Here is a 16966-nt window from a genome sequence, read left to right on the forward strand (position 1 = left end):
GACGAGCTTCATACGTGTTAATTTTTCCAAGGCATAGAAAAACGGGCTAAGGTGATTCTAAGAAGGAAGTGGATAGACCCGATATAGGAAAGGATGATGCTCCATGCTTCGTGACTTTTCTTGGAGAGTTTTCGCTTCAACCGGTGACATCCATGCGTACCTTCTCTACCGGGATCACCATCAAACGGATGGTGCTGTCGAGGAGGCCTCCTTTGATCTCGCCCAGGAAGAATTGGGTGACTCGCAGGCATGCTTGTAAAGTGGGAAGGAATTGTCATCCGAAGTGTGGACTATGGCGAGTCCAGCAAAGTGGTGACGTTGTTTACCCGGGAGAACGGCAAGCTGGGTCTGATGGCGCGCGGAGCCAAAAAGACCAAGAGCCGACTGGCAGCCGTCTCCCAATTGTTTTCACATGGATACTATCTATGCAAGGCTGGACCCGGTACAGGTATGCCTGATCTCTCGCAGGGAGACATCATGGAATCGTTCCGGGACCTGCGGCAAAGCCTGGGTGCGACGGCTTATGCCGCCTACATAGCAGAGCTGTTGGATCGACTGACACATGAGCGAGAGCCCAATCCGTATCTGTTTCAGCTGCTTCTCCATACATTTCGATATTTGGACGAAGGGCGGGATGCGGAGATCCTCTGTCGCATCTTTGAAACGAAGATGCTGATCGTGGCAGGGATCTCGCCACAACTTTCCGCGTGTGCAAACTGTGGTGCGCAGAGGGAGCCTTATGCGATCAGTGTCTCGCAAGGAGGCCTTTTGTGCCCTGTTTGCCTGCCTGCAGATCCATATGCGATAGCAGTGACACCCTCGACCTGGAAGCTGCTGCGGCTGTTTCAGGTTTTTGATTTGGAGCGACTGGGGGATATCGAAGTGAAGCCCGCGACGCGCAATCAGCTCAAGCATGTACTGCGCAGCTTTATGGATGAGCATCTCGATCTTCGCCTGAAAAGTCGTTCGTTTCTGGAACAACTGGAGCGGATGGAACGGCTGCCGATGAAAGACAGCGAGTAATTGACATCCGTTTGTCTTTTCGTTATGATAATTACCAAACTTGATACCGAATGTTGCCATGAAGGAAAAGAGTAGTCGGCCGCTGGATGTGTTAGCGAACCGGGGATAGTGTAAGCCCGGTCACCAAGCTGATGAAGGGCGTTCTGGAGCAATGCATAATCCAAGGTGGGCGGAAGCTTTTTTCGCCAAGTAGGGTGGAACCGCGAGAATCCTCTCGTCCCTACACTGTCGCAAGTAGACGGTGTAGGCGGCGAGGGGTTTTTATTATTTGAGGAGGAAAGAGCATGAAGATGACGTTTCAAGACATCATTTTGACGCTGCAAAACTTTTGGGCAAAACAAAATTGCCTGATCGTACAGCCGTATGACGTAGAAAAAGGGGCAGGTACGCTCAATCCTATGACATTCCTGCGCTCCATCGGTCCTGAGCCGTGGAACGTAGCTTACGTAGAGCCTTCCCGTCGCCCGGCAGACGGACGTTACGGAGAAAACCCAAACCGTCTGTACCAGCATCATCAATTCCAAGTGATCATGAAGCCGTCGCCTGACAACATCCAGGAGCTGTACCTGGACAGCTTGCGCCAGCTGGGCATTGAGCCATTGGAGCACGACATTCGCTTCGTAGAAGACAACTGGGAGCATCCTGGCCTTGGCGCATGGGGCCTCGGCTGGGAAGTATGGCTCGATGGGATGGAGATCACCCAGTTTACGTACTTCCAGCAGGTGGGCGGTCTGGAGTGCAAACCGGTAGCCGTCGAGTTGACTTACGGACTGGAGCGCCTTGCTTCCTACATTCAAGAAAAAGAAAACGTGTTCGACCTGGAATGGGTGAACGGCTACACCTATGGTGACGTGTTCCTTCAGCCGGAATACGAGCATTCCAAATATACCTTTGAGCTGTCTGACGTGGACATGCTGTTCAATCTGTACAACACCTATGAAGCTGAAGCCAAGCGTCTCATGAAAGAACGCCTGGTTTATCCAGCTTACGATTACGTGCTGAAATGCTCCCATACCTTTAACCTTCTGGATGCGCGAGGCGTTATCTCCGTGACCGAGCGTGCAGGCTACATCGCTCGTGTACGCAACCTATCTCGTGAAGTGGCACAGACCTACTACGCCGAGCGTGAAAGACTGGGCTTCCCGCTTTTGCAAAAAGGAAACAATGGTGCGGTTGTGGAGAAGGGAGAGAATTCGAATGAGTAAGCGCGATTTGCTTTTGGAAGTCGGTCTCGAAGAAATGCCTGCTCGCTTCGTCGCTTTGGCAGCAGCGCAGTTGAAAGAAAAAGTGGAAAAATGGTTGGCAGCAGAGCGCATCCCCTTTGATCAAATCATCTCGATGGAATCGCCGCGTCGTTTTGCTGTATTGATCAATGGCCTTGCAGAAAAGCAGCCAGATCGCAATGACGAAGCGAAAGGTCCTGCACGCAAGATCGCCCAGGATGAAGCCGGGAACTGGTCGAAAGCGGCACTGGGCTTTGCCCGCAGCAACGGAGTAGAACCAGATCAATTGTACTTCAAAGACGTGAATGGCGTGGAATACGTGCATGCGCGCAAATCAGAAGCAGGAAAAGAAACCAAGACGCTTCTGCCGCAGCTCGCAGACGTCATTGCCGGGATGAACTTTCCGAAAAACATGCGCTGGGGCGCAAACGATCTGAAATACGTTCGTCCGATTCGCTGGATGGTAGCATTGTTTGGGGAAGAGGTCATTGAATTGGAGATTGCTGGTGTAAAAAGCGGCCGAATCTCCCGTGGTCACCGTTTCCTGGGCACAGATGTGGAAATCAACTCGCCTGCTGAATATGCAAGCAAGCTCGCTGAACAGCATGTAATGGTCAATCCGGAAGAGCGCCGTGCCACGATCGTGGAGCAGATTCGCCGGATGGAACAGGAAAATGGCTGGAAAATCCCGATGGACGAAGGGCTGCTGGACGAGGTCGTGCATCTGGTTGAGTATCCTACTGCCCTGTACGGAACATTTGAAGAAGAGTTCCTGACGATCCCGCGCGAGGTTCTGGTAACCTCCATGCGTGAGCACCAGCGCTACTTCCCTGTGGAAAACGCACAAGGCCAACTGTTGAACCACTTCGTAACGGTACGCAACGGTGATAGCCGTGCGCTGGAAAACGTAGCAAAAGGAAATGAAAAGGTGCTTCGTGCACGTCTCTCTGATGCTCGCTTCTTCTATGTAGAAGACCAAAAGCTCCCGATTGAAAACTGCCTAAAACGTCTGGAAACCATCGTTTTCCACGAAGAGCTGGGAACGATCGGAGACAAAGTACGCCGTGTTCGCAAAACGGCTGCTCAAATCGCAGAAAAGCTGGGTGTGAGTCAGGAAGAGGCAAAGCAAGTCGATCGAATCGCAGAAATAGCCAAATTCGACCTGGTGACCAACATGGTTGGCGAGTTCCCTGAGCTGCAAGGTATTATGGGTGAAGACTACGCCCGCAAAGCAGGGGAAAACGAGATCGTTGCTGGCGGTGTATTTGAGCACTACCTGCCGCGCTTCGCAGGTGACCTGACGCCGAAATCCGCGCAAGGAGCGATTGTGAGCCTGGCGGATAAGCTGGACACGATCATCGGGATCTTCTCCATCGGCATCGTGCCGACTGGTTCTCAAGACCCATACGGATTGCGCCGAATGGCAGCAGGTATCGTTACCATTTTGCTGGAGCGAGGCTGGCAGCTTTCATTGGATCAGCTATGGGATGCAACTCTCGAGACGTATGCAGCTCAAGGTGTGAACAAGCGCACGGTTGAAGAAGTGAAGAAGGATCTGGTCGACTTCTTTGGCCTTCGTTTGAAAAACGTTCTGCAAGAAAACGGCGTGCGCTACGATGTAGTCGATGCTGTCCTGTCTGCGGACCTGTCCTACGTGCCAGAAATTTTGGCAAAAGCAAAAGCGCTGATGACAGCTGTAAGTGACGAGGAGTTCAAGCTCATCGTGGAGCAGTTCAACCGTGTAAACAATCTGGCGCAAAAAGCCGAAGCGGATCAAGTAGACGAAGCTTTGTTTGTGGAGGACGTGGAGCGTAGCCTGTATCAGGCGTACCTGTCCGTACAACAGGAAGTAGCGGGTCTGAAAGATCAGGAGAAGGCACTGGCAACGCTGGCAACCCTGCGCGAGCCGATCAAGGCGTTCTTCGATAAAGTTATGGTCATGGCGGAGGATCAAGCGGTGCGGGCAAACAGACTGGGCTTGCTGCTGCGTCTCTCTCGACTCATTTTCGCTTATGCTGATTTTTCCAAGCTTGTATTTGCCTAAAAAAAGATATTTCTTACTAGAAATAGAGTGAGAATCACCGGGTGCCTTCGTCCATATACTGGCGGAGGTACCTTTTTTCCATGCGAAAGAAGGAATATCCGGTCGAATAGAGTAATACTAGGAAGAGGTAAACAGACGTAAACCGGGGTGATTGGTCATCGAGCTCACCAAACGACAAGAGCAAATCTTACAGATAGTGAAGGATGAAGGTCCGATTACAGGCGAGCATATCGCAGATCGATTGAATCTGACCCGTGCGACGCTGCGGCCCGATCTTTCCATCCTCACCATGTCAGGTTATTTAGAAGCCAGGCCTCGGGTCGGGTATTTTTATGCGGGGAGACCAGCCAGCTCGGTCATAAGTGAACGGCTTCACAAGCTTCTCGTCAATGATTACAAGGCGGTTCCCATCGTTGTGTCCGAATCAGCCTCTGCATACGATGCGATTGTAACGCTTTTTCTCGAGGACGTAGGGACGTTGTTTGTCGTGAATCAGAAGGGCTACCTGGCAGGTGTCATCTCCAGAAAAGACTTGCTGCGTGCCTCTCTTGGCAACAAGACGCTGGAGGATGTACCGGTCAGCATCATCATGTCACGAATGCCCAATATCATCACCTGTGCTCCTGAGGAAACACTGTATGCAGCAGCCAAAAAGCTGATCGACTTCCAGATTGATTCCCTGCCAGTGGTTCGTCCCAGCGAGGATGATCCCAAATTCATGGAGCTTACAGGCAGAGTCACGAAGACAACGATCGCCAAAGCGTTTGTAGAATTGGGCAGCGAACCGAAAGTGTAGGAGGAGAAGCAATGCAAGGAAATCAACAAGGACAGCTCATCTACGTAGTTTCAGACTCGATCGGTGAAACCGCCGAGCTTGTTGTTCGCGCTGGTGCTAGTCAGTTTGACCGTTTTTTGATTGATGTACAGAAGTATCCCTACATAGAAGATAAAGAATCCATCGACGAGATCATTGCTTCCGCAAAAGAGTCCAAAGCAATGATCGTTTTTACGCTAGTCATTCCCGAGCTGAATGCCTACATTACGAAGCAAGCGGCTCTGCACGGAATCCCAGCCATTGATGTCATGGGGCCACTCATGCATACGCTGCAAAGCATGCTGAAAGAGCCGCCAACAGGCAAGCCTGGACTGGTTCGGCGTTTGGACGAAGAGTATTTCCGCAAAGTCGACGCGATTGAATTTGCCGTGAAATACGATGACGGACGTGACCCGCGCGGATTGCTTCGTGCTGACGTTGTTTTGATCGGGGTCTCCCGCACATCGAAGACACCGCTTTCCATGTACTTGGCCAACAAGCGGCTGAAAGTGGCAAATGTGCCGCTGGTTCCCGAAGTGGAGCCGCCAGAGGAGCTGTTCCAATTGCCTCCTGAGCGCTGTATTGGGCTGACGATCAATCCAGAGCAGCTGAACGGCATCCGTACCGAGCGGCTGAAAGCGCTGGGTTTGACGTCACAGGCGAATTACGCAAATCTGGATCGGATCGCGGAAGAACTGGCCTATTCGAATAAAATTATTGAACGCTTGGGCTGCCCAGTCATTGATGTTTCGAAAAAGGCAGTGGAAGAAACGGCCAACATCATTTTGGAGATGATTCGCAAAAACAACCTCCGGAACGAAAAGAAATAGGCCAAAAGAAGGAAAATGGCGGTTTTTGTAGAAAACGAGTAGGGCAGGAATCACGATCTTGCCTTGTGACGAGCGTTTATTGCATGCGGAAATGTGGAAAAGTAGAAAAGAAGAAAAGAAGTGCGATCACAAGAAGGAAAATGACGAATTTTGACGAACTAAATAATCTCGTCGTTCGATTCTCCTGAAAAGGTGGATAGTGATGGCTGGTCACACTTCTGATGAGTTTGTTAACCAAGTGCGTGCCGCTGTCGACATCGTAGACGTTGTAGGAGAGTATGTACAGCTGAGAAAAAGCGGTCGTGCCTTTCTCGGTCTATGTCCATTTCACTCTGAGAAGAGTCCTTCCTTTAACGTGAATGCGGAGCGACAGTTTTTTCATTGCTTTGGCTGTGGAGCAGGTGGGGATGTCTTCTCCTTTCTGATGAAATTGGAGCAGCTGACGTTCCCGGAGGCACTTCACAAACTGGCAGAGCGTGCCGGAATCGATGTGCCCAAGCCACCACAAGAAGAGGCATCTCCAGAAAAACGGGCGAAGCAAGCGATGCTAGAAGCTCATGAGCTTGTTTCAAAGCTTTACCACTACGTACTGACGGAGACTCCCTATGGTGTGGAAGCGATGAAATACCTCACCAAACGAGGGATGTCCAGGCAGACGTTAACCGAGTATCAAATTGGGTATGCCCCGGATTCGTGGGATTTCGTGACACAGTTTTTAAAGAAACGTAGCTTCTCACAGGATTTGATGGTAGAAGCAGGCTTGTTGGCGAAAAGTGAGGCCGGAAAAGTATTCGACCGTTTCCGTGGGCGGGTCATGTTTCCCATTCATGATTCACAGGGACATGTCATCGGATTTGGTGGAAGACTATTGGACAACACGGGGCCCAGGTCGTCGCAACCCAAGTATTTGAATAGTCCGGAAAGCCTCCTGTTTAACAAAAGCGCCACCCTCTTCAATCTTCATCGGGCTCGCTCGACTATGCGTAAGCGAAAGCAGGCATTGCTGTTTGAAGGATATGTGGATGTGGTGTCAGCGTGGCAGGCGGGCTTTATGCAAGGTGTCGCCACGTTAGGAACAGCTCTGACCGAGCAGCAGGCCCGAATCCTACGGCGGAATGTGGAATCGGTAGTACTCTGCTATGACGGAGATGCAGCAGGTCAGGAAGCAACAAGCAAGGCGATTCATGTTTTGCAGCAGGCGGGTTTGATCGTAAGGGTGGCTCCGCTCCCACAGGGGGTAGACCCGGATGATTACATTCGCCAGCATGGGGCCGAAGCGTTTTCTCAGCAAGTTTTGTTGCAGGCAATGCCAGTGACAGCGTTCCGACTGAAACATTTGCGGAGCCAGTACGTAATAAATGATGAGACAGATAAAACGCGCCTGATTGCAAAGGCGGTAGAAATCATCAACGAACTGGACAGCCCGGTAGAAAGGGACTTGTATCAGCGGCAATTGGCAGAAGAATACTCCCTGACTCTCGGCGATTTAAAATGGGAGTCAAAACGCGCGTATAAACAGCAAAAAAGTGAGCGCCAAAGGGATAAAGTGTCGCCAGCATGGAATAATAGTATAAATAATGGCAAAGTTACGCTCGCGAAAACACTGCCACCCGCTTATCACACGGCTGAGCGCAAGCTGCTGTTTTACATGATGCGAAATGCAGAACTTGCCTTTCGCGTTCAGCAGGAATGCAACGCACACTTTCAAGTGGACGAACATGATGCGCTTTCAGCCTACCTGTATGCTTACTATGCAGAGGGAAACACGGAAGACCCTGGAAAGTTTATACATTACGTGCAAGACGAATCGTTAAAGCAATTAGCCTCGGGATTGGCCATGATGGAGTATAAGGAAGACGTATCTGATTTAGAGATCGGCGACTACATCAAACAAGTGAATAACTACCCGAAGCGTGCCGAGTTGGAACGATTGCGCGAAGAGCAGCGGAGCTTACACCTCCAAGCGGCCGCAGCGGACAGCGAGGATGCGCGCAAACAACTGGAAATTCAAGCAGCCATCATAGGGATGAAGATTCTTGAATTGGAAAATGCTTTAAAAGAAGGGTAGCATCAGATCATTCCCGGGGAAGGAGGGATAGTAGATGAACAAACAAAACATCACTTCTGACATGGAAGCTATGTCCATCGAACAAGTGAAGGAACAATTGGTCGAATTAGGTAAAAAGCGTGGTGCGTTGTCTTACAAGGAAATTACAGATCGCCTCTCTGGTTTTGAGCAGGATTCTGATCAAATCGATGAGTTTTTTGAATACCTGGGTGATCAAGGCATTGAAATAAACAATAATGAGAACGAAGACGACGATGAAGAAGTCGATCGAATGATCATGAAGGACGAGGACAACGAAGAATTCGATTTTGACGATCTCTCTGTTCCACCTGGAATCAAGATCAATGACCCTGTAAGAATGTACCTGAAAGAAATCGGTCGTGTGCCTCTGCTTTCCGCTGAAGAGGAGATTAAACTGGCTCAGCGTATCGAACAAGGGGATGAGGAAGCGAAGCGCCGATTGGCTGAAGCCAACCTTCGTCTGGTGGTTTCCATTGCGAAGCGTTATGTAGGTCGCGGCATGCTGTTCCTCGATTTGATTCAAGAAGGAAACATGGGTTTGATCAAAGCGGTGGAAAAATTTGATTACCGCAAAGGCTACAAGTTCAGTACGTATGCGACATGGTGGATCCGTCAGGCTATTACCCGTGCGATTGCTGACCAGGCGCGTACGATTCGGATTCCTGTGCATATGGTGGAAACCATTAACAAGCTGATACGTGTATCTCGTCAGCTGCTGCAAGAGCTGGGCCGCGAGCCAATGCCAGAAGAAATCGCGGAAAAAATGGATCTCACACCGGAAAAGGTGAGGGAAATCATGAAAATTGCCCAAGAGCCGGTATCGCTGGAGACGCCGATCGGGGAAGAGGACGATTCCCATCTGGGTGATTTTATCGAGGATCAGGATGCACTAGAGCCATCTGATGCCGCGGCTTACGAGCTGTTAAAGGAACAGTTGGAAGACGTGCTGGACACGTTGACGGATAGAGAAGAAAACGTATTGCGCCTGCGATTTGGTCTCGACGATGGACGCACTCGTACACTGGAGGAAGTGGGGAAAGTATTTGGCGTGACGCGTGAGCGGATTCGTCAAATCGAGGCAAAGGCCCTGCGCAAACTTCGTCATCCAAGCAGAAGCAAGCGCTTAAAAGATTTCTTGGAATAACCGATATAGTAATATGTGGCCTACGTACAGCCTACGTAGGCTTTTCTTTTTCCACCAATCAGACCTTTGCCGTCGATAGTAAGGAGGGGCCGCGTTGGACGACCAGCGCAAACGTATCATTATTGCAGAGATTGAAAACTGGCGGAGAAATCATTTGCTGCCTGAACATTACTGCATTTTCCTATTAAATCTGTATACGGAAGGAGACCGGCCTCAGGCTTCTTCACCAGCTGTAGCCAAAAGCGAAAGGAAGAAATCGGAGGTCATTTATAAGACACCTGCTTCCTACTCGTCTCCTATAACCGGTAAAATGGTAATGGCATGGCTCCTAGGTGCCTTTGTTATTGCGGGTTTGATCTTACTTGCTTTTCATTTTAACCGTTTTCAAACCCCAATGCAAATTACCATCTTTGCCTGTTTCGCACTTGTTTTCTATATTATGGGACTAGTATTTCGCCGCACGGCACCGCCTCTCACCCATCTTTTTTTAATTCTCTCCTTCATCGTCTTGATCGCGGGTGGGATATACAGCATTATCCAAATGGGTGGCTCAACCCCGATGATTCTGTTTTACTTGGGTCTGATATGTGTTCTGCTGTGCGCGAGTGCGTTTCTGTTTGGGTTTACCTACCTGCTTTATGGCGGCATGCTGGGCTTGGCCCTTTTATATGGATTTGCTACAATGGGCCGAATCAGTCAAGAGTATTCATGGTGGCGTTCGGAGCTGTACTGGGTACCGTTGGCTTGTGTGTGGACAGGACTGGGCTTTCTCATGAACAGCGGCAATCCCAAATGGGCCGGAGTCTTTGCCTTCTGCGGATTGGCTGCCTTTTTCGGAGCCGAGGTGCAGGCTCTCTACATACCGGAAGCGAAACGTGACGTGATCCAGCTGCTGCTATTTCTAAAGGTTTTTCTGGCTTCTGCCTTGTTTTTCTTTACGCGTGGCTATTGGTTTTCCTGGCTGCGTCTGTAGAGAGGATGACTTTGGATTTCCCTGACACGGTGGTTTGCTGTTTGCTACAATGGGTGGGGATAAGGGGTTGAGGTGATAGAGTGGACAACAAGTGGAAAGTTTTGATCGGAATTTTGCTCGCCGTCATTTTTCTCGGAGGGGAAACGGCTGCTCAGCTTATGGGCTACAAGACCTATAGTATTGGGTACATATTGGGAGCTCTTTCTTTTATCGGGGCTATTGTAGTGGGAGCACGCCAAAAATAAGGCGTGCTTTTTTCTGGCCAAGGAGATTATAAATGTAACTCCACAGGAGGGGAGCTATGGTGTATAATGGTAAGAGAATTCTGAACAAACGCTCAGTCAAAATGCCGCAATCCTTTTTACCACTATACTAAAGCGCTTTCAAGGGGGCTTCAAAAATGAACTATGATTTGACCCAGGAACAGCTTATGTTGAAAAAAATGATTCGGGAGTTTGCGGATGAGGTAGTCGCGCCTGGTGCAGATGAGCGCGACAAGACGAAGCAGTTTCCTGTTGAGGTATTTAAGCAGATGGCAGAATTGAACTTGATGGGACTGCCTTTTTCAGAAGATTATGGCGGTGCAGGGGCAGATACCACGAGCTTTGCGATCGTAACGGAAGAGCTCAGCCGAGCTTGTGGTTCGACGGGAATTACGTACTCGGCGCATATATCCCTAGGAGGGGCTCCCCTTTCCTTATTTGGAACAGAGGAACAAAAACGTACGTATCTGTCCAAAATTTGCTCAGGAGAAAGCTTTGGGGCATTTGGCTTGACGGAGCCGAATGCGGGATCGGATGCAGGAGGCACGAAAACGTCAGCAGTGCTCGATGATCACGGTTGGCTAATCAATGGATCGAAATGCTTTATTACCAATGCTTCCTATGCATCCTTTCTCGCTTTGACAGCTGTTACGGATAAAGAGAAAGGGGCGCGCGGTATCACCGCCTTTATCGTGCCGACGGATTCGCCTGGCTTTACCGTGTTGGCCAATTACGAGAAACTCGGCCTGCATAGCTCCAATACGACAGAGCTGGTTTTGGAGAATGTGCGCGTTCCAGAAGAGAATGTGCTGGGGAAACAGGGAGAGGGCTTCAAGCAGTTCCTGATTACGCTAGACGGAGGACGGATCGGAATTGGGGCGATGGCTGTAGGAATTGCGCAGGCTGCCTATGATAAGGCCCTGCAATACGCCAAGCAAAGAACCGCTTTTGGAAATTCACTCAGCCAATTCCAGGCGATCCAGCACAAGCTGGCAGACATGGCGATGCAAATCGAGCTTGCGCGAAACATGGTGTACAAAGCTGCATGGCTGAAGGACAACGGTCGTCGCTTCACAAAAGAAGCCGCCATGGCAAAGCTGTATGCTTCCGAGGTTGCCATGTCCGCCACTCATCAGGCGATTCAAATCCATGGAGGGTACGGTTACATGCGCGAATATCAGGTAGAGCGCTTTTTCCGTGATGCCAGACTACTGGAGATCGGGGAAGGGACATCCGAGATTCTGCGCAATGTCATTGCTCGTGAAATTGGCTGCTAAATTATGCTTTGAAGAGAGCCTCGCTGAGAAACGCCAGCGGGGTTTTTGTCGTTCTTTGCGCGCTCTTTGTCAGGTATTTAGCATTGGGCAATCGCTCCCAAATAGGGTAGAATAGAGGGAACGGAAGGTGAAGAGACACATGACATATGTAACAATTTCCAAGCGTCTGGAAACGATTGCTCGCTATTGCCCCCAAGGAGCCCGCGTCGCCGACATCGGGTCGGATCATGCGTTGTTGGCTTCTTATTTGCTTCTATCGGGAATCGCATCGCATGTAATCGCAGGCGAAGTAAACGAAGGACCTTATCAGGCAGCGCTTAAACAAATACATACGCTGCAACTACAGGACCGCGCATCTGTACGAAAAGGAGACGGTTTGGCCGTACTCACTCCCGGTGAAGTAGATGTGGTCTGTATCGCGGGGATGGGCGGACAGCTTATTGCTTCCATCCTCGAAGCCGGCGTGGACAAGCTGGATGGTGTGAAACGGTTGATTCTACAGCCAAATGTGGGGGAGGAAATCGTCCGCCGATGGTTCTTGGAGCGTGGCTGGGAGTTGATCGCTGAAACGATTCTGGAAGAAGACGGGATCGTATATGAAATTTTAGTGGCAGAGCGTGGAAATGTGGGGCTGCCTTATGAAAACAAGGACCGAACCAAGGTAGAATTGCTGCGAATCGGTCCGTTCCTCTGGGAGCAAAAACAGCCTGCTCTCGTACAAAAATGGCTCCATGAACGAGAAAAATGGGCGAAGGTACTTGTGCAGCTAAGCCGCTCGGAAAAACCGGAAGCAGCAGCTCGGATACAGGAAATTACGGCAGAAGTTGAATGGATCGATGAGGTGATTGCATGTTTGCGCACGGACAGACTGTGATTCAATACGTGGAGCGATTGGCTCCCAAATCGTTGGCGTATGAAGGAGACAAGATTGGCCTTCACGTAGGCACTTTGCAAAAACAGGTGAAAAAGGTAATGGTTGCACTGGACGTTCTGGAATCCGTCGTTGATGAGGCGATTGCAGAAGGCGTGGATCTGATTGTTGCGCACCATGCGGTCATCTATCGCCCGCTTAAAAACATTCGCACAGATATGGCAGCAGGCCGTGTCTTCGAAAAGCTGATTAAGCATGATATTGCCGTCTATACGGCTCATACAAATCTCGATGTCACTGTCGGTGGCATGAACGATTGGCTGGCGGAAGCTATCGGCTTGAACAAGGTGGAGGTACTGGATGTCATCCACCGCGACAGCTGGAAAAAGCTCGCGGTCTTCGTACCCGCCTCGCATCGGGATGCTGTTTTTCATGCGATCTCAGAAGCTGGAGCAGGCTTTGTCGGAAACTACAGCCACTGCTCATTCCAGACAGAAGGAACAGGGACCTTTAAGCCAGGGGAAGGCACGAATCCGTTTATCGGGACCACAGGCAAGCTGGAAAAGGTCGAAGAAGTCAAGCTGGAGATGGTTGTGCCGGCTTCTCGACAGTCCGCGGTTGTAAAAGCCATGCTCGCGGCGCACCCCTATGAAGAAGTCGCCTATGACATCATTCCACTCGAGCAGGCTGGAACAGGCTATGGCATCGGCCGAATTGGCGTATTGCCACAGCCGATGACGCTGCGACAGCTGGCAGAGCTAGTAAAAGAGCGCTTCTCATTGCAAGGCTTACGCGTTGTTGGAGATTTGGACGGCCAAGTGAAAAAAGTGGCTGTGGTGGGAGGCGACGGAAGCTCCTTTGTTTCCAAAGCGATATTTAAAGGAGCGGATGCTTACTTGACGGGCGATATTGGCTACCACACCGCTCACGACGCACAGGCAGAGGGCCTTTCGATTATTGATGCTGGCCACAATATAGAAAAGATCATGAAGCAAAAGCTGGCTGATTACCTAAATGAACTACTTAAAGCAAACGGCTATCAGACAGAAGTGATTGCATCGACTATGCACACGGATCCGTTCCAATTTGTATAGGAGACCAGGCGTATTGGCCAGTCGGCTAATGGCCTGCCAGTTGAAGTGTAGGAGGGATTCACGTGCAAAAATTCATACGAACGTTTTCCTGTGTTCTTCTCGCTGCTACGCTGCTTACCCCCGGCTTTGCCTCTGCGGCTGGGGGCTTTATGCCTTACGGGGACATTAGCAACCATTGGGCAAAGACCTCCATTATCCGCGGAGTTCAGGCGGGGCTTTTTGCAGCAGGCAGTAGCGCACCGCTTTTTTACCCAAATCGCGATATGACCCGAGCAGAGTTTGTGGCTTTAATCGATCGCTTGTACAACGGCGGACAGTACCAGCTGTATCCCCTGACGTTTTTGTCGGAGCACGCGGAATGGAATAGGGGCGAGGGCTTTGAAGAGCCGTATTTGCCCTACAAGGACGTCGACCGCCTGACTTGGATGTACACGCCTACGCTGCGTGTTTCGTATATCTTGGATCGTTTGTATGGTCCACATGCGATTGCTCAAGTGTTTCCTGGGGAGCAAATGAAGCCGAATCAAGCGATCACCCACGAAGAAGCGGCTAAGCTCATGCAAATGTTTACCATGACAGGTGACAGCCAAAAAGCATGGGAGGAAGTGAAGAGCTGGGGATGGCTCGAGGGTGAGAGCACAGACCTTTTGAAAAGAGGAGAGGCAGCCGCTGCAGCGGATCGCTTGATGACCTACCTGCTGCAGGATACCATTCTGCCCTTGCTTGATTACGATGGCTCGAAATTTCCGATGGTTCCCGAGATTCAGGAGCTTTTCCCTTTGTTTGTAACGTATACGGATTCCAAAACGTCAGATGAGCAGATGTATGTGAACGCGGTGGAAGCCATTCGCAATCATGAGGATACAGATGATACCTACGTTGAACTGGAGAAGCTGGCGAGCAACTCGTTTTCCAATCAGATCGGCGTTCATTTCTATTTAAGCTGGAACCCCTCGACACCTTTGGCGGACAATTTGGAAGAAGCATTCCGTTCTATTGATGCGTATTTTCAGGATAAGATCATTTTGCCAGATACTTTGCGCCTGCTGAGTGCGAACGTGTATGATATCGCTTTGCAGATGGGAGCAAATGATTCTGGGGAGTATGAAAAAGTATTGAAGCGTTTGGCAGCGTATGAGCCGAAGCTTAAGCAGGATACAGAGGAATGGGAATCCTTGGCGATTTATCTGGGAGCCTTGGAGATCAAAGCTGGGCTGAAAGACAAAGCCCTGGTTCGGTATGAAACGTTTGCTTCCAGGCATGCAGAGGCGCTCTTGAATTCCGCTTATTACCTAGTTCAGGAAGGGCGGATCCAAGAGGCGGAGTCTTTGCTCGCAAAACAGAAGCCAAAGCCCTCGGATGAGCGGATGACACAGCTGGTTAAGCTCTTGGGACAGGAGCTTGCCTCCCTCAAGCAGCAGCCATCGATTGCAACTGATCTGACCTATACGTTGAACCATCTGGATCGAGTCTCGTCTTATCAGGTAAAAGGGGAAGCGTTTTTGAGTGGTTTTTCCTTCAAATACACGCAGGATGTAGACGCTACGCGCAATTCCAGCCATACGCTAGGCTTTTACCAATCTCCCCAGCAGTTGGTTTCGGACAAGCTTGAGACGTATACAGACGGTCAGAAAAAGATCCAGTATTCGTATGACACGAAGAAACAGAGCTGGGAGCAGCATCCGACAGACAAGCTGGATTTCGTGCATGAATGGGTAGGGACACAAAGCATCCAAGATCGGATGAACAATTTGCATGCCCGCTACTACAAGCAATCATTTGGTCGATATGACATCATCACAGAGTGGATTCCGGGTGCCGCTCTTACGGAAAAAGCAAAAAACCTTTCGTTTAGCAGAGGGAAGATTAAGAACGTTTCCCTCTATATGAATAAATACTATATTGACCGCGAAAGTGACGAGCTGGTCAAGCATGTATGGCGGTACGAAGAAATTTATGAGAACAGGGAGTATGTGGCCTATTCGGGGACGGATCAGTACAATCTGTCGTCTAACGTCAAGGTTTCCATCCCCGATGAGGTTCGGAAAGAGGTGACACCATGAAACGGTTGAGTCAATGGGCTTTAGCTGTTTTGCTTTTGACCACTGTGATACCAGCACATGCAGCAGAAAGACCCTATATGGAGACAGAAGAAGTTTTTTATCACGTCATGGAAAGTCACTTGAGCAAGCCGGAAGTCAAACATTTGGTAAAAGGCGCGCTGCAATCCATTAGCGAACATGCCGATGAGAAGCAGCAGCTGAAACTCCCTGTCTCCGCGGAAGACGATACGCTGGGGGAGATGGAGCAGCGTATGGCGGAATGGCAAGCCAAAGGAAAATGGGATTCCACCACCATCAATACGTGGGCGATCGACGGGATGCTCTCTACCTTAAATGATCCGCACAGTGTCTTTTTCACTTCGGATGAGCTGCGTTTGTTCCAATCCGATGTGGAAAATCAATTCGTCGGCTTTGGTTTCCGCATGCGGATGCAAAACAACGAGCTGATTTTACGCGAAATCGTTCCGGGTTCACCCGCGGCAGCCTCTAAGGTATTGAAGCGGGGCGACCAGGTGAAAAAGGTAGGCAATATTTCGCTGGTGGGCAAAAGCTTTGAAGAGGCATATGCCTATTTAAAAGGAGAAGCGGGAACCGAAGCCGTTCTGACTATTTATCGAGCGTCAGAGGACCGCGAGTTTCAGGTGAAGCTCCAGCGTGCTTCGCTTTCGTTGCCTGAGGCAGAAGGGCAGCTGTTCACCAAAGGCGGCATCGGGTATATCAGCCTGGAAACGTTCGGATCGGATGGGGCCATTCAGATGAGAGACAAGCTTGCCGAGTTTGCTCGTTCCGGGCAGCCAATGAAAGGGCTTGTTTTGGACCTGCGCGACAACGGTGGGGGGTATCTTTCGACTGCCCGTGACATCGCCAGTCTCTTTATGGAGGAAGGCTTGCTGATGTACACAACGAACCGCAATGGCGTGGAAGTGGAGACATGGGTCCGTAACGGCCGGGACATCGGTATTCCGGTTCGCATCTTGGTGAACGGGGGGACAGCCTCGGCGTCGGAGCTTTTATCCGGTGCCCTGCGCGACCATGGAATCGCCAAGCTTGTTGGAACCAAAACATATGGAAAAGGCAGCGCACAGCAGGTGATTCCACTCTCGGAAGGAGATGCTCTGAAGCTGACGCTGAACGAGTACTTTACCCCCGAGCATACGGTGGTCAACCACGTCGGTTTGGAGCCGGATATGCTGGTTGAGGATTACGGGGCGCAAGTTGTAGAAGCGCTGCATTCCTTGAACGTGACGAACTGGGAGCT

At 50.4% G+C, this 16966-nt stretch carries 15 protein-coding genes (1 of these 15 only partly in view); all 15 read left to right on the top strand.

Features of this window, described 5'->3' with window-relative positions; translation table 11 throughout:
- Positions 1-103 precede the first annotated feature (103 nt).
- Positions 104-259 (top strand): YqzL family protein, encoded by a 156-nt coding sequence (locus ACLIN2_RS11305; RefSeq protein ID WP_092268988.1) that lies wholly within the window; start codon positions 104-106, stop codon positions 257-259.
- Positions 250-1023 (top strand): DNA repair protein RecO, encoded by a 774-nt coding sequence (gene recO / locus ACLIN2_RS11310; protein WP_411504075.1) that lies wholly within the window; start codon positions 250-252, stop codon positions 1021-1023. Before ACLIN2_RS11305 ends, recO begins: the two co-directional genes overlap by 10 nt.
- 284 nt (positions 1024-1307) lie before the next feature.
- Positions 1308-2228, top strand: a complete 921-nt coding sequence (gene glyQ, locus ACLIN2_RS11315; protein ID WP_092268984.1) for a glycine--tRNA ligase subunit alpha — start codon at positions 1308-1310, stop codon at positions 2226-2228.
- A complete protein-coding gene (gene glyS / locus ACLIN2_RS11320) occupies positions 2221-4290 on the top strand; it encodes a glycine--tRNA ligase subunit beta (protein ID WP_411504076.1) in 2070 nt (689 codons plus the stop codon). Before glyQ ends, glyS begins: the two co-directional genes overlap by 8 nt.
- A 151-nt stretch (positions 4291-4441) precedes the next feature.
- A complete protein-coding gene (locus ACLIN2_RS11325) occupies positions 4442-5086 on the top strand; it encodes a helix-turn-helix transcriptional regulator (RefSeq protein WP_092268980.1) in 645 nt (214 codons plus the stop codon).
- Positions 5087-5097: 11 nt separating this feature from the next.
- Positions 5098-5934, top strand: coding sequence for a pyruvate, water dikinase regulatory protein (locus ACLIN2_RS11330; protein WP_092268978.1), 837 nt, complete (start codon positions 5098-5100; stop codon positions 5932-5934).
- Between the two features lie 202 nt (positions 5935-6136).
- Positions 6137-8002, top strand: a complete 1866-nt coding sequence (gene dnaG, locus ACLIN2_RS11335) for a DNA primase (protein WP_411504077.1) — start codon at positions 6137-6139, stop codon at positions 8000-8002.
- Between the two features lie 34 nt (positions 8003-8036).
- Positions 8037-9167 carry an RNA polymerase sigma factor RpoD gene (gene rpoD, locus ACLIN2_RS11340; protein ID WP_092268974.1) on the top strand — a complete coding sequence of 377 codons (1131 nt, stop codon included), beginning with the start codon at positions 8037-8039 and terminating at the stop codon, positions 9165-9167.
- A gap of 94 nt (positions 9168-9261) precedes the next feature.
- A complete protein-coding gene (locus ACLIN2_RS11345; protein WP_092268972.1) occupies positions 9262-10140 on the top strand; it encodes a hypothetical protein in 879 nt (292 codons plus the stop codon).
- A gap of 80 nt (positions 10141-10220) precedes the next feature.
- Positions 10221-10385: a hypothetical protein gene (locus ACLIN2_RS11350; RefSeq protein ID WP_170184386.1), complete on the top strand. Its 165-nt coding sequence runs from the start codon at positions 10221-10223 to the stop codon at positions 10383-10385.
- 155 nt (positions 10386-10540) lie between these two features.
- A complete protein-coding gene (locus tag ACLIN2_RS11355; protein ID WP_327934151.1) occupies positions 10541-11680 on the top strand; it encodes an acyl-CoA dehydrogenase in 1140 nt (379 codons plus the stop codon).
- A gap of 139 nt (positions 11681-11819) precedes the next feature.
- Entirely contained in the window at positions 11820-12554 is a 735-nt protein-coding gene (locus ACLIN2_RS11360) for a tRNA (adenine(22)-N(1))-methyltransferase (RefSeq protein WP_411504078.1), read from the top strand.
- Positions 12530-13645, top strand: coding sequence for a Nif3-like dinuclear metal center hexameric protein (locus tag ACLIN2_RS11365; RefSeq protein ID WP_411504079.1), 1116 nt, complete (start codon positions 12530-12532; stop codon positions 13643-13645). Before ACLIN2_RS11360 ends, ACLIN2_RS11365 begins: the two co-directional genes overlap by 25 nt.
- Positions 13646-13707: 62 nt before the next feature.
- Entirely contained in the window at positions 13708-15708 is a 2001-nt protein-coding gene (locus tag ACLIN2_RS11370) for an S-layer homology domain-containing protein (protein WP_411504080.1), read from the top strand.
- Positions 15705-16966: the 5' portion of a S41 family peptidase gene (locus ACLIN2_RS11375; protein WP_411504081.1), read on the top strand. Its footprint extends 238 nt past the window's final position; the window shows 1262 of its 1500 coding nt (coding positions 1-1262); its start codon is at positions 15705-15707; its stop codon lies off the right edge, out of view. Before ACLIN2_RS11370 ends, ACLIN2_RS11375 begins: the two co-directional genes overlap by 4 nt.

Source organism: Brevibacillus centrosporus, from assembly GCF_046622605.1.
In the GTDB taxonomy this organism is placed as follows: Bacteria; Bacillota; Bacilli; order Brevibacillales; family Brevibacillaceae; genus Brevibacillus; species Brevibacillus centrosporus.

What these genes read in the sequence shown, in the direction of transcription:
- ACLIN2_RS11305 (WP_092268988.1), top strand. Translation starts at nt 104, where the DNA reads ATGCTTCGTGACTTTTCTTGGAGAGTTTTCGCTTCAACCGGTGACATC.
- recO (WP_411504075.1), top strand. Translation starts at nt 250, where the DNA reads ATGCTTGTAAAGTGGGAAGGAATTGTCATCCGAAGTGTGGACTATGGC.
- glyQ (WP_092268984.1), top strand. Translation starts at nt 1,308, where the DNA reads ATGAAGATGACGTTTCAAGACATCATTTTGACGCTGCAAAACTTTTGG.
- glyS (WP_411504076.1), top strand. Translation starts at nt 2,221, where the DNA reads ATGAGTAAGCGCGATTTGCTTTTGGAAGTCGGTCTCGAAGAAATGCCT.
- ACLIN2_RS11330 (WP_092268978.1), top strand. Translation starts at nt 5,098, where the DNA reads ATGCAAGGAAATCAACAAGGACAGCTCATCTACGTAGTTTCAGACTCG.
- dnaG (WP_411504077.1), top strand. Translation starts at nt 6,137, where the DNA reads ATGGCTGGTCACACTTCTGATGAGTTTGTTAACCAAGTGCGTGCCGCT.
- rpoD (WP_092268974.1), top strand. Translation starts at nt 8,037, where the DNA reads ATGAACAAACAAAACATCACTTCTGACATGGAAGCTATGTCCATCGAA.
- ACLIN2_RS11355 (WP_327934151.1), top strand. Translation starts at nt 10,541, where the DNA reads ATGAACTATGATTTGACCCAGGAACAGCTTATGTTGAAAAAAATGATT.
- ACLIN2_RS11360 (WP_411504078.1), top strand. Translation starts at nt 11,820, where the DNA reads ATGACATATGTAACAATTTCCAAGCGTCTGGAAACGATTGCTCGCTAT.
- ACLIN2_RS11365 (WP_411504079.1), top strand. Translation starts at nt 12,530, where the DNA reads ATGTTTGCGCACGGACAGACTGTGATTCAATACGTGGAGCGATTGGCT.